The sequence below is a fragment of the Sphaerotilus uruguayifluvii genome (assembly GCF_013294065.1).
GTDB classification, from domain to species: Bacteria; Pseudomonadota; Gammaproteobacteria; order Burkholderiales; family Burkholderiaceae_C; genus Sphaerotilus; species Sphaerotilus uruguayifluvii.
Genome location: NZ_JABSNM010000011.1, coordinates 32702 through 45696, shown reverse-complemented (window position 1 = coordinate 45696; position 12995 = coordinate 32702). Strand labels below are relative to the sequence as shown.

Annotated in this window: 11 protein-coding genes; 9 read left to right on the top strand and 2 right to left on the bottom strand. The window is 68.9% G+C overall.

Translation table 11 applies throughout. The annotated features are described in order from the left end of the window. Positions 1 to 33: 33 nt before the first annotated feature. Positions 34 to 1050, top strand: coding sequence for an AAA family ATPase (locus HNQ01_RS13200; RefSeq protein ID WP_173805913.1), 1017 nt, complete (start codon positions 34 to 36; stop codon positions 1048 to 1050). On the opposite strand, the gene HNQ01_RS13195 is transcribed toward HNQ01_RS13200, so the two are convergent. Continuing rightward, entirely contained in the window at positions 1027 to 1773 is a 747-nt protein-coding gene (locus tag HNQ01_RS13195) for a Crp/Fnr family transcriptional regulator (RefSeq protein WP_173805912.1), read from the bottom strand. The genes HNQ01_RS13200 and HNQ01_RS13195 overlap by 24 nt on opposite strands. A gap of 174 nt (positions 1774 to 1947) precedes the next feature. Between HNQ01_RS13195 and HNQ01_RS13190 the strand changes: the two genes are divergently transcribed. From HNQ01_RS13190 to HNQ01_RS13155, 8 genes are all read left to right on the top strand, one after another. Further along, entirely contained in the window at positions 1948 to 3885 is a 1938-nt protein-coding gene (locus HNQ01_RS13190) for an AMP-dependent synthetase/ligase (RefSeq protein ID WP_173805911.1), read from the top strand. Then, the gene (locus tag HNQ01_RS13185; protein ID WP_434801503.1) at positions 3882 to 4694 is read left to right on the top strand and encodes an ABC transporter ATP-binding protein; all 813 of its coding nucleotides are present in this window, start codon (positions 3882 to 3884) and stop codon (positions 4692 to 4694) included. The genes HNQ01_RS13190 and HNQ01_RS13185 overlap by 4 nt, the downstream gene beginning before the upstream one ends. Before the next feature lie 22 nt (positions 4695 to 4716). Then, positions 4717 to 5646: a branched-chain amino acid ABC transporter permease gene (locus HNQ01_RS13180; protein ID WP_173805910.1), complete on the top strand. Its 930-nt coding sequence runs from the start codon at positions 4717 to 4719 to the stop codon at positions 5644 to 5646. Between the two features lie 24 nt (positions 5647 to 5670). Beyond that, positions 5671 to 6735 carry a branched-chain amino acid ABC transporter permease gene (locus HNQ01_RS13175; RefSeq protein WP_173805909.1) on the top strand — a complete coding sequence of 355 codons (1065 nt, stop codon included), beginning with the start codon at positions 5671 to 5673 and terminating at the stop codon, positions 6733 to 6735. A gap of 54 nt (positions 6736 to 6789) precedes the next feature. Further along, positions 6790 to 8118 (top strand): ABC transporter substrate-binding protein, encoded by a 1329-nt coding sequence (locus tag HNQ01_RS13170; RefSeq protein ID WP_173805908.1) that lies wholly within the window; start codon positions 6790 to 6792, stop codon positions 8116 to 8118. Between the two features lie 64 nt (positions 8119 to 8182). After that, entirely contained in the window at positions 8183 to 8995 is an 813-nt protein-coding gene (locus HNQ01_RS13165; protein ID WP_173805907.1) for an ABC transporter ATP-binding protein, read from the top strand. Positions 8996 to 9076: 81 nt separating this feature from the next. Further along, positions 9077 to 10345 (top strand): phenylacetate--CoA ligase family protein, encoded by a 1269-nt coding sequence (locus HNQ01_RS13160; protein ID WP_173805906.1) that lies wholly within the window; start codon positions 9077 to 9079, stop codon positions 10343 to 10345. A gap of 202 nt (positions 10346 to 10547) precedes the next feature. Beyond that, positions 10548 to 11519 (top strand): tripartite tricarboxylate transporter substrate-binding protein, encoded by a 972-nt coding sequence (locus HNQ01_RS13155; RefSeq protein ID WP_173805905.1) that lies wholly within the window; start codon positions 10548 to 10550, stop codon positions 11517 to 11519. A 107-nt stretch (positions 11520 to 11626) separates the two neighbouring features. Here the strand turns inward: HNQ01_RS13155 and tyrS are convergent, their stop codons facing one another. Continuing rightward, positions 11627 to 12850, bottom strand: a complete 1224-nt coding sequence (gene tyrS / locus HNQ01_RS13150) for a tyrosine--tRNA ligase (RefSeq protein WP_173805904.1) — start codon at positions 12848 to 12850, stop codon at positions 11627 to 11629. Positions 12851 to 12995: the final 145 nt, after the last annotated feature.

Below are 12995 nucleotides of genomic sequence, written 5' to 3'. Positions count from 1 at the left end.
GTTCCCGGATTCCCGGATCTTCAGGAGACTGACATGCTGGCCCCACGCACGGAACTGGTCTGCACCTCGGGTGCGGACTCTCCCCGCGGAGCGATCCCGATCGCGCGGATGCGCTCCGTCTACCGGCTCGACGAGGTCGAGCGGCGCCTCGGCAAGCTCGCCGGCAAGGAGCACGAGAACCTGCGTGCCACCTACGAGCGCATGCTGGAAAAAGGCCCCGAGCGCTTCCAGGTCAAGCCCGCCGGCCTGCCGGCGATGGAGCACCTCTACGACGAGCTGCCCAACTTCCACGCGGTGCTCGACGACGTGCGCCGCCAGATCGCGCTGTGCGAGGACAGCGGCGATGCGCTCGAGATCACGCCGATGCTGCTGCTGGGCCCGCCGGGCGTGGGCAAGACGCACTTCGCCAGGGCACTGGCCGGGCTGCTGGGCACCGGAATGGGGATGGTGCCGATGAGCTCGCTGACCGCCGGCTGGGTGCTGTCGGGGGCGTCGAGCCAGTGGAAGGGCGCGCGGCCCGGCAAGGTCTTCGAGACGCTGGTCGACGGCGCCTACGCCAACCCGGTCATCGTCGTCGACGAGATCGACAAGGCCGGCGGCGAGCAGGCCTACGATCCGCTGGGCTCGCTCTACAGCCTGCTCGAGCACGACACCGCGCACAGCTTCACCGACGAGTTCGCCGAGGTCGCGATCGACGCCAGCCAGGTCATCTGGGTCGCCACCGCCAACGACGAGCGCGCCATTCCCGACCCGATCCTGAACCGGGTCAACATCCACCAGATCGAGCGGCCGGACGCGGCCGCCGCCCGGCGCATCGCGCTGCGGCTGCACGCCTCGATCCGCGCCTCGCACGACTGGGGCCGGCGCTTCGACGAGACGCCGTCGGAGGCGGTGCTCGAGCGCTTCGCCGAGATGGCCCCGCGCGAGATGCGCCGAGCCTGGATGACCGCCTTCGGCAACGCCAAGCTGGCGCGGCGCACCACGATCCTGGCGGCCGACCTGCCCGACGCCGGCGCCGGGCGGCACTCACCGATCGGCTTCGTCCACTGAGGCCGATCCCCGGGGCTGGCCGCGGTAGGCGCGCAGCGCCGCCAGGTCCAGCACCCGCACGCCGCCGTAGTCGATGCGGATCAGGTCCTGCGCCTGCAGCGTGCGCAGCGCCTCGTTGACCCGCTGGCGCGACAGGCCCACCAGATAGCCCAGCTCCTGCTGCGTGATGCGCAGCACCTCGCCGACGCCCGGGTACAGCACCGGATGGAACAGCGCCGCGAGGTTGCGCGCCACCCGCGAGTCGGGATCGTGGATGCGGTCGATCTCGCGCGCGGCGATGAACTGGCCGAGGCGCTCGTTGAGCTGGTTGACGACGAAGCGGTTGAACGGCAGGCTGTGCGCGAGCAGCTCGTGGAAGACCTCGGCCGTGATGCCGGCCACCACCGAGCGGCGCAGCGCCTCGATGTTGTAGCGGTAGGCCTCGCCCTTGAGCAGCGTGCCCTCGCCGAACCAGGCCCCGGGCGGCACGCCGGTGAAGGTCAGCGGCGCGGCGCCGTCGCCGGCGTCGCCGCTCATCTTCAGCAGGCCGTCGATGACGCCGAACCAGTAGGACGCCGGCCGGCCGGTGCGGCACAGCACCTCGCCCGCATCGGCCTGCACCACGCGCAGCGAGCCCAGCGCGAGCCGCCGGTGCGACGCCGACAGCGGCTGCAGCCAGGCGATGCCGTCGAGCTCGCGGCTGGTCGGTGCGCGCGAGCGTTCGCGCAGCGTCGTCAGGCTCATCGGGATTCCTCCAGATCGGGAAACTCCGCTTGGGAGAGTCCCTAGGATTGTCGTCAGGCCGACATCCTGGCGTCAAACCCGGACTTACCATGCCTCCCGGAGACAAGGACGGACCGATCGCGTGGCGAGAGGGCCGATCCGCCCACCCGACAACAAGGACGAGGAGACGCCAAGGTGAGCTCGACCTTCCCGCGCCTGCTGCTGGAGCACGCCCGGCAGCGCCCCGATGCAGACGCCATCCGGGAAAAGGAATACGGTATCTGGCAGACCCGCAGCTGGCGCCAGCTGGCCGACGAGGTCGGCCGCATGGCCGCCGGCCTGGCCGCGGCCGGCCTGCAGCGCGGCCAGCATCTGGTGGTGGTCGGCGACAACCGGCCGCGCCTGACGATGGCGATGCTGGCCGCCCAGTGTCTGGGCGCGATTCCCGTGCCGCTCTATCAGGACGCGACCGCGGCGGAATACGTCTTCCCGCTGAACAACGCCGAGGTCGCCTTCGCGGTGGTCGAGGACCAGGAGCAGGTCGACAAGCTGCTCGAGGTGCGCGAGCAGTGCCCGCTGCTGGCGCACATCTGGTTCGACGATCCGCGCGGCCTGCGCAAGTACGACGAGCCGGGCCTGGCCTCGATCGACGATCTGCTCGCCGCCGGCGGCAGCGGCGCGGCCGGCGTGCTCGAGCGGGCCGCCGAGGCGGTGCAGCCCGGCGATGTCGCGGCGATGTTCTTCACCTCCGGCACCACCGGCAATCCGAAGGGCGTGGTGCACACCCACCGCTCGCTGATCGACCGCGCGCAGGCCGGCGCGAAGTTCGACCGCCTCACCGCCGCCGAGGAGGTGCTCGCCTACCTGCCGCCGGCCTGGATCGGCCAGAACATCTTCAGCTACGCGCAGTGGCTGGCCTGCGGCTATGTCGTCAACTGCCCGGAATCGGCCGCCACCGTCACGATCGACCTGAAGGAGATCGGCCCGACCTACTACTTCGCGCCGCCGCGGGTCTTCGAGGGCCTGCTGACCAGCGTGACGATCCGCATGGAGGACGCCGGCGCGCTGAAGAAGCACCTCTTCAAGACCTTCATGGACCATGCGCGCCGCGTCGGCCCGGACCTGATGGACGGCCGGTCGGTCGGCCTCATGGACAGGCTGAAGTACCGCCTGGGCGACCTGTGCATCTACGGCCCGCTGCGCAACACGCTCGGCCTGAGCCGGGTGCGCGTGGCCTACACCGCCGGCGAGGCGATCGGCCCGGACCTGTTCACCTTCTACCGCTCGATCGGCATCAACCTGAAGCAGCTCTACGGCTCGACCGAGACCGCCGTCTTCGTCTGCCTGCAGCCCGACAACGAGGCGCGCGCCGACACGGTGGGCGTGCCCTGCGACGGCGTCGAGATCCGCCTGGCCGAGTCCGGCGAGATCATGATCAAGTCGCCGGGGCTGCTGAAGGAGTACTACAAGAACCCGAAGGCGACCGAGGAGGTGCTGACCAAGGACGGCTGGTACCACAGCGGCGACGCCGGCTTCATCGACGCCACCGGCCACCTGAAGATCATCGACCGCGCCAAGGACGTCGGCCGCATCAGGGGCGGCGTGCACGACGGCGCGATGTTCGCCCCGAAGTACGTCGAGAACAAGCTGAAGTTCTATCCCTTCATCAAGGAGGCGGTGGCCTTCGGCGACGGCCGCGACCGGGTCTGCGCCTTCATCAACCTCGACGTCGAGGCCGCCGGCAACTGGGCCGAGCGGCGCAACCTGCCCTACGCCGGCTACACCGACCTGGCCGGCAAGCCGGAGGTGCTCGAGCTGATGCGCGAGTGCGTCGAGAAGACCAATGCCGACCTGGCGCAGGACGAGATGCTCGCCGGCAGCCAGATCCACCGCTTCCTGGTGCTGCACAAGGAGCTCGACGCCGACGACGGCGAGATGACCCGCACCCGCAAGGTCAAGCGCGGCGCCATCGCCGACAAGTACCGGGTGCTGATCGACGCGATGTACGGCGGCCGGTCCGAGCAGTTCATCGAGACGGCGGTCAAGTTCGAGGACGGCCGCAGCGGCAGCGTCTCGGCGACGCTGAAGATCATCGACGCGAAGACCTTTCCCGCGGTCCGGAGAGCGGCATGAACGGCATGAACGGCACCAGCGACACCCAAGGCAAGAAGATCGGCGACGTCATCCTCGACGTCAGCAACATCAGCCTGCGCTTCGGCGGCGTCAAGGCGCTGACCGACATCAGCTTCAACGTGCGCGAGCACGAGATCCGCTCGATCATCGGCCCGAACGGCGCGGGAAAGAGCTCGATGCTGAACTGCATCAACGGCGTGTACGTGCCGCAGGAGGGCCGCATCACCTTCCGCGGCCAGACCTTCGGCCACATGAACCGCCGCCAGGTCGCCGAGATGGGGCTCGCGCGCACCTTCCAGAACCTGGCGCTGTTCAAGGGCATGAGCGTGATCGACAACATCATGACCGGGCGCAACATGAAGATGAGGAGCAACCTCTTCCTTCAGGCGCTGCGCTGGGGCCCGGCCGAGCGCGAGGAGTGCGCGCACCGCGAGCACGTCGAGCACATCATCGACTTCCTCGAGATCCAGGCCTTCCGCAAGACGCCGGTCGGACGGCTCCCCTACGGCCTGCAGAAGCGCGTCGACCTCGGCCGCGCGCTGGCGATGGAGCCCAAGGTGCTGCTGCTCGACGAGCCGATGGCCGGCATGAACGTCGAGGAGAAGCAGGACATGTGCCGCTTCATCCTCGACGTCAACGAGGAGTTCGGCACCACGATCGTGCTGATCGAGCACGACATGGGCGTCGTGATGGACATCTCCGACCGCGTCGTCGTGCTCGACTACGGCAAGAAGATCGGCGACGGCACGCCTGACGAGGTGCGCGGCAACGAGGACGTCATCCGCGCGTACCTCGGCACCAGCCACTGAACCGCACCGGGAGACACGCAACATGGGATTCTTCCTCGAAACCCTGATCGGCGGCCTGATGACGGGCATGCTGTATTCGCTGATCGCCCTCGGCTTCGTGCTGATCTTCAAGGCCTCGGGCGTCTTCAACTTCGCGCAGGGCGCGATGGTGCTGTTCGCCGCGCTGGCGATGGCGCGCTTCTCCGAATGGATTCCCGCGGCGCTGCACATCGAGAGCAAGCTGCTGGGCAACCTGCTGGCCTTCGTCGCCGCGATGGCCGTCATGGTCGTGGTGGCCTGGGTGATCGAGCGCTGGGTGCTGGGCAAGCTGGTCAACCAGGAGGGCATCACGCTCTTGATGGCCACGCTGGGCGTGACCCACTTCCTCGACGGCGCCGGCCAGACGCTGTTCGGCTCGGACATCTACAAGATCGACGTCGGCCTGCCCAAGGACCCGATCTTCCTGCTGGAGAACGTCTTCCAGGGCGGCATCCTGGTCGGCCAGGAGGACCTCTACGCCGCGCTGATCGCCGCAGGCCTGGTGGCGGCCCTGGCGGCCTTCTTCCAGTACACCGCCACCGGCCGGGCGCTGCGCGCGGTGGCCGACGACCACCAGGCCGCGCAGTCGATCGGCATCCCGCTCAGCCGCATCTGGGTCATCGTCTGGTCGGTGGCGGGCTTCGTCGCGCTGGTGGCCGGGATCATCTGGGGCTCCAAGCTGGGCGTGCAGTTCTCGCTGTCGCTGGTGGCGCTGAAGGCGCTGCCGGTGGTGATCCTGGGCGGCCTCACCTCGGTGCCGGGCGCCATCATCGGCGGGCTGATCATCGGCGTGGGCGAGAAGCTCTCGGAGGTCTACATCGGCTCGATGGTGGGCGGCGGCATCGAGATCTGGTTCGCCTACGCGCTGGCGCTCGTCTTCCTGCTGCTGCGGCCGCAGGGCCTGTTCGGCGAAAAGATCATCGATCGCGTCTGAGCCCCACCCGAGGAGACCCATCCCATGCTTTACCGCGAGAACGGCCAGTTCAAGACCAGCTACGCCTCGGACCAGCAGATCTTCCCGATCGCGCAGGACCGCCTCGGCATCGTGCTGCTCGTCGCGCTCGCCGCGACGGTCGTGCCGATGCTGGCGCCCGAGTATCTCTTCCGCGCCATCCTGATTCCCTTCCTGATCCTGTCGATGGCCGCGCTCGGCCTGAACATCCTCGTCGGCTACTGCGGCCAGATCTCGCTGGGCACCGGCGGCTTCATGGCGGTGGGCGCCTACGCGGCCTACAACTTCTTCGTCCGCATCGACGGCATGCCGGTGATCGCCGCGCTGCTGCTGGGCGGGCTGTGCGCGACGGTGGTGGGCGTGCTGTTCGGCATCCCGTCGCTGCGCATCAAGGGCCTCTACCTGGCGGTGGCGACGCTGGCGGCGCAGTTCTTCATCGACTGGAGCTTCCTGCGCATCAAGTGGTTCACCAACGACTCCTCGTCGGGTTCGGTCAGCGTCTCGGGCCTGCAGGTCCTGGGCCTGCCGATCGAGACGCCCACGCAGAAGTACCTGTTCTGCCTGGCCTTCCTGTGCGTGTTCGGGCTGATGGCCAAGAACCTGGTGCGCGGCAACGCCGGGCGCGAGTGGATGGCGATGCGCGACATGGACGTGGCGGCCTCGGTCATCGGCATCCGCCCGGTCTGGGCCAAGCTGAGCGCCTTCGCGGTGTCGAGCTTCATCGTCGGCGTGGCCGGCGGCCTGTGGGGCTTCGTGCACCTGGGCTCGTGGGAGCCGGCGGCCTTCTCGATCGACCGCTCCTTCCAGCTGCTGTTCATGATCATCATCGGCGGCCTGGGCTCGATCATGGGCAGCTTCTTCGGCGCCGCCTTCATCGTCGTGCTGCCGATCCTGCTCAACCAGATTCCCGCCTGGCTGGGCGTGCCGATCTCCACCGCCACCGCCTCGCACCTGGAATACATGATCTTCGGTGCGCTGATCGTCTTCTTCCTGATCGTCGAGCCGCACGGCCTGGCCCGGCTGTGGTCGATCGGCAAGGAGAAGCTGCGCCTGTGGCCCTTCCCGCACTGAGTCCCGCCTGTCCCCCCCGCATGTTTCCCCACTCCTGCTGACACGGAGGTCCCCATGAAGCTGAAGTCGCTCGCCCTTGCCGCCTCGATCGTCGCCGCCGTCGCCGGCGCGACCACCGCACCGGCCGCGTTCGCGCAGGCCAAGGAGCAGTTCTTCCCGGTGCTGGTCTACCGCACCGGCCCCTACGCGCCCAACGGCGTGCCCTTCGCCAACGGCTATGTGGACTACCTGAAGCTGGTCAATGCCAGCGGCGGCATCAACGGCGTGAAGATCTCGTTCGAGGAATGCGAGACCGGCTACGCCACCGACCGCGGCGTCGAGTGCTACGAGCGGCTGAAGGGCAAGGGCGCGACCGTGTTCCAGCCGCTGTCGACCGGCATCACCTTCGCGCTGACCGAGAAGGCGCCCGCCGACAAGATCCCGCTGATCACCGCCGGCTACGGCCGCTCGGAGTCGCAGGACGGCGGCGTGTTCAAGTGGAACTTCCCGCTGCTGGGCACCTACTGGATCGCCGCCGACGCGCTGATCCAGCAGATCGCCAAGAAGGAAGGCGGCCTCGACAAGCTCAAGGGCAAGAAGATCGCCCTCGTCTACCACGACTCGCCCTTCGGCAAGGAGCCGATCCCGCTGGTGCAGGAGCGCGCCAAGATGCACGGCTTCGACCTGCAGATGCTGCCGGTGACGGCGCCCGGCGTCGAGCAGAAGTCGACCTGGCTGCAGATCCGCCAGAACCGCCCGGACTACGTGCTGCTGTGGGGCTGGGGCGTGATGAACTCGACCGCGCTGAAGGAGGCGGTCGCCACCGGCTACCCGCGCGAGAAGATGTACGGCGTCTGGTGGGCCGGCGCCGAGCCGGACGTGAAGGACGTCGGCGACGCCGCCAAGGGCTACAACGCCGCGGCGATGCAGCACGGCGCGCAGCCCGAGTCCAAGGTCACGCAGGACATCCTGGCCAAGGTCCACGCCAAGGGCGAGGGCACCGGGCCGAAGGAGGAGGTCGGCTCGGTGCTGTACATGCGCGGCATGATCTCGGCGATGCTCGGCGTCGAGGGCGTCAAGCGCGCCCAGGAGCGCTTCGGCAAGGGCAAGGTCATGACCGGCGAGCAGGTCCGCTGGGGCCTGGAGAACCTCGCGCTCGACCAGAAGAAGCTCGACGGCATGGGCTTCGCCGGCGTGATGCGTCCGGTCTCGACCAGCTGCGTCGACCACGTCGGCGCCGGCTGGGTGCGGGTGCACACCTGGGACGGCAAGAAGTGGGGCTTCACCTCCGACTGGCTGCAGGCCGACGAGATGATCCTCAAGCCGATGGTCAAGGCCGCCGCCGACAAGTACGCCGCCGAGAAGAAGATCGAGCGCCGCAAGCCCGAGGACTGCCAGTCCTGATCGCCGAGCGGCCGCACGGCCGCGCCCTCCGCCAACCCGAAGCGACATCGAAGCGACCCGTCCCATGAGCACTCCGAACATCCTCCTGAACGTCAACGGCATCGAGGTGATCTACAACCATGTGATCCTGGTGCTCAAGGGCGTGTCGCTGCAGGTGGCCGAAGGCCGCGTCGTGGCGCTGCTCGGCGGCAACGGCGCCGGCAAGACGACGACGCTGCGGGCGGTGAGCAACCTGCTCGCCGGCGAGCGCGGCGACGTCACCAAGGGCTCGATCGAGCTGCGCGGCGAGCGCATCGAGCGGCTCTCGCCCTCCGACATGGTCGAGCGCGGGGTGGTGCAGGTCATGGAGGGCCGGCACTGCTTCGCGCACCTGACCATCGAGGAGAACCTGATGACCGGCGCCTACACCCGCCGGGACGGCAAGGCGGCGGTGGCCGAGACGCTGGAGAAGGTCTACAACTACTTTCCCCGGCTCAAGACCCGCCGCGCCAGCCAGGCCGCCTACACCTCGGGCGGCGAGCAGCAGATGTGCGCGATCGGCCGCGCGCTGATGGCCAACCCGAAGATGGTGCTGCTCGACGAGCCCTCGATGGGCCTGGCGCCGCAGATCGTCGAGGAGGTGTTCGAGATCGTGAAGGATCTGAACACCAAGGAACGCGTGACCTTCCTGCTGGCCGAGCAGAACACCAACATCGCGCTGAAGTACGCCGACTACGGCTACATCCTCGAGAACGGCCGCATCGTGATGGACGGCGAGGCCCGGGCCCTGCGCGAGAACGAGGACGTCAAGGAGTTCTACCTCGGCATGGGCGGTGGCGACAGGAAGAGCTTCAAGGACGTCAAGAGCTACAAGCGCCGCAAGCGCTGGCTGGCCTGAGGCACGGGCCGCGCTGCCGCGGCCCGCACCCCGCCCCCTTCTCCCCCTCCTCTCTTCACCCCGAGAAAGAAAGGCTGCGCCGTGAGCGAGTTCTACGACGCACTGGAAACCCGCGACCCGGCCGCACGCGAGGCGGCGCAGTTCGCGGCGCTGCCGGCCCAGGTGGCGCATGCGCAGGCAGGCACGCCGGCCTTCGCCGAGCTGCTGGCCGGCATCGATGCCGCCGCGGTGACCGACCGCGCCGCGCTGGCGCGCCTGCCGGTGATCCGCAAGGGCGAGCTGCTCGAGCGGCAGAAGGCGCAGCGGGCGCAGGACGCCTTCGGCGGCTTCGCCGCGATCGGCTGGCGCGGCCAGGGCCCGGGGCGCGGCGCGCTGCGGGTCTTCCAGTCGCCCGGCCCGATCTACGAGCCCGAAGGCGCCGGACGCGACTACTGGCGCATGGCGCGCGCGATCTTCGCCGCCGGATTCCGCGCCGGCGACCTGATCCACAACAGCTTCAGCTACCACCTGACGCCGGCGGGCTCGATGATGGAGACCGGCGCGCACGCGCTGGGCTGCGCGGTCTTCGCCGGCGGCGTCGGCAACACCGAGCTGCAGCTGCAGGCCATGGCCGAGCTGCGCCCGCACGGCTACATCGGCACGCCCGGCTTCCTGAAGATCCTGGTCGAGAAGGCCGCCGAGACCGGCACCGACCTCGGCTCGCTCACGAAGGCGCTGGTCAGCGGCGAGGCCTTCCCGCCCAGCCTGCGCGACTGGCTGGCCGAACGCGGCGTGCAGGGCCACCAGTGCTACGCCACCGCCGACCTCGGCCTGATCGCCTACGAGACGGCCGCGCGCGAGGGCCTGGTGGTCGACGAGGGCGTGATCGTCGAGATCGTGCGCCCCGGCACCGGCGACCCGGTACCCGACGGCGAGGTCGGCGAGGTGGTGGTGACGACGCTGAACCCGGACTACCCGCTGATCCGCTTCGGCACCGGCGACCTGTCGGCCATCCTGCCCGGCCCCTGCCCGAGCGGGCGCACCGCGCCGCGCATCCGCGGCTGGCTCGGCCGCGCCGACCAGACCACCAAGGTGCGCGGCATGTTCGTGCATCCGTCGCAGGTGGCCGAGGTGATGCGCCGCCACGGTCAGGCCGGCCTCGGCCGCGCGCGGCTGGTCGTCGAGGGCGAGATGGCCGACGACCGCATGACGCTGCAGGTCGAGTGCGCGCAGGCGCCCGAGGGCCTGGCCGCGCAGCTGGCCGACACGGTGCGCGACGTGACCAAGCTGCGCGCGACGGTCGAGCTGGTCGCGCCGGGCCGGCTGCCCAACGACGGGCGGGTCATCGAGGACCGGCGCAGCTACCGCTGAGCCCGGTGCGGGAGGACGGCGCACGCCCGGCACGCTGACACGAGCTGACGGCCTTAAGTAGTTTCCGAGATACCAGGGCCGGCACGGCCGGCTACCATCCGCTCGCGCCCCCGGTCTCCCGCCGCGGCCGGTCCACGGCAAGACCGGGCGCACCGTCCCCCCGTCCTTGCGGACAATCCAGACCACAGACCCCGGAGACTCCATGAAGCGTCTGCTCACGGCCGTGACCCTCGCCACGATGGCCCTTGGCGCCGCCGCCCAGAACTATCCCGACAAGCCGGTCACCATCGTCGTGCCCTTCGCGGCCGGCGGCCCGACCGACAAGGTCGCGCGCGACCTGGCCGAGGCGATCCGCAAGCCGCTGGGTGGACAGGTCATCATCGAGAACGTCGCCGGCGCCGGCGGCACGCTGGGCCACACCAAGGTTGCCAAGGCCAGCCCGGACGGCTACACGCTGCTGCTGGCCCACGTCGCGATGGCCACCGCGCCGGCGCTGTACCGCAAGCTGCAGTACGACGCGCTCAACGACTTCGAGTACCTGGGCCTGATCAACGAGGTGCCGATGACGCTCATCGCGCGCCCGACGATGCCGGCGAACAACTTCGCCGAGCTGGCCAAGTGGGTCGATGCCAACAAGGGCAAGATCAACCTGGCCAACGCCGGCCTGGGCTCGGCCTCGCACCTGTGCGGCCTGCTGTTCCAGCAGAGCATGAAGGTCGACATGACCACCGTGCCGTACAAGGGCACCGGCCCGGCGATGACCGACCTGATCGGCGGCCAGGTCGACCTGATGTGCGACCAGACCACCAACACGCTCTCGCAGATCGAGGGCAACAAGGTCAAGGCCTACGGCGTGACCACGACCAAGCACCTGTCGATCCCGGCGCTGTCGAAGCTGCCGACGCTCGACGAGGCCGGCCTGAAGGGCTTCAACGTCACGATCTGGCACGGCCTGTACGCGCCCAAGGGCACGCCGAAGGCGGTGCTCGACAAGGTCAACGGCGCGCTGAAGACCGCGCTGAAGGACGCCGAGTTCCACAAGCGCGAGGAAGCGCTGGGCGCGGTGATCGTCGGCGACGCCCGCGTCAACCCGGCCGAGCACAAGAAGTTCGTCGAGGCCGAGATCGCCAAGTGGGGTCCGGCGATCAAGGCCGCCGGCCAGTACGCCGACTGAAGGCACCGGCTCCGGCACTGGCTGCTGCCCGCAGCCGGGCCGGAGGCCAGCCAGGACTGAGCATGGGGCCGCGAATGCGGCCCCTTTTGTCTCAGGTGCCTCAGGTCTCAGCCCAGCGTGACCTTGGCGAACTTGCGCTTGCCGACCTGCACGACGAAGGTGCCGGCCTCGACCTTCAGGCCCTTGTCGCTGACGACCGCGCCGTCGATGCGCACCCCACCCTGCTCGACCATGCGCAGGCCCTCGCTGGACGAGGCCACCAGGTTCGCCTGCTTCAGCAGCGCGCCGATGCCCAGCGGTGCGCCCGACAGCGCGATCTCCGGGATGTCGTCCGGAATGCCGCCCTTCGAGCGGTTCTGGAAGTCCTGCTCGGCCCCGTCCGCCGCCGCCGCGCCGTGGAAGCGCGCGGTGATCTCCTTGGCCAGCATCACCTTGGCATCCTTCGGGTTGCGCCCGGCCTCGACCTCGGCCTTCAGCGCCGCGATCTCCGCCTCGCTGCGGAAGCTCAGCAGCGTGAAGTAGGTCCACATCAGGTCGTCGCTGATCGACAGCAGCTTGGCAAACATCGCGTTGGCCGGCTCGCTGATGCCGATGTAGTTGCCCTTGGACTTGGACATCTTCTCGACGCCGTCCAGGCCGACGAGCAGCGGCATCGTCAGGATGCACTGCGGCTCCTGGCCGTACTCCTGCTGCAGGTGGCGGCCCATCAGCAGGTTGAACTTCTGATCGGTGCCGCCGAGTTCCAGATCCGACTTCAGCGCGACCGAGTCATACCCCTGCATCAGGGGGTAGAGGAACTCGTGCACCGAGATCGGCGTGCCGGCCTTGAAGCGCTTGGTGAAGTCGTCGCGCTCCATCATGCGCGCCACCGTGTAGCGGCTGGCCAGACCGATCATGCCGCGCGCGCCCAGCGGGTCGCACCACTCGGAGTTGTAGCGGATCTCGGTGCGCGCCGGGTCCAGCACCAGGCTGGCCTGGCGGTAGTAGGTCTCCGCGTTGACCTTGATCTGCTCGGGCGTCAGAGGGGGACGCGTCGTGTTGCGGCCCGACGGGTCGCCGATCGTGGAGGTGAAGTCGCCGATCAGGAAGATCACCTGGTGACCCAGATCCTGCAGCTGGCGCATCTTGTTCAGGACCACGGTGTGACCCAGATGGATGTCCGGGGCCGTCGGATCCAGGCCCAGCTTGATGCGCAGCGGCTGCCCGGTGCGCTGCGAGCGTTGCAGTTTCCCCACCCACTCCGGCTGCGGCAGCAGTTCTTCGCAGCCGCGCAACGTGACATCCAGCGCGTGACGCACTGAATCTTCGATTTCGGTTAAATCTTGGCGCATGAGTGAAACGGGGGGTTATTGGTTCGTAACTTCGAAGTGCGTGGGTATACTGGCCCGGATTCGCAGATCAAGACAAGAGACACCAACGACAGCGAGAGTGGGCCCCGGATTCTAGAGCGTCAGTCACAGCCGGCACGAGCAGCGG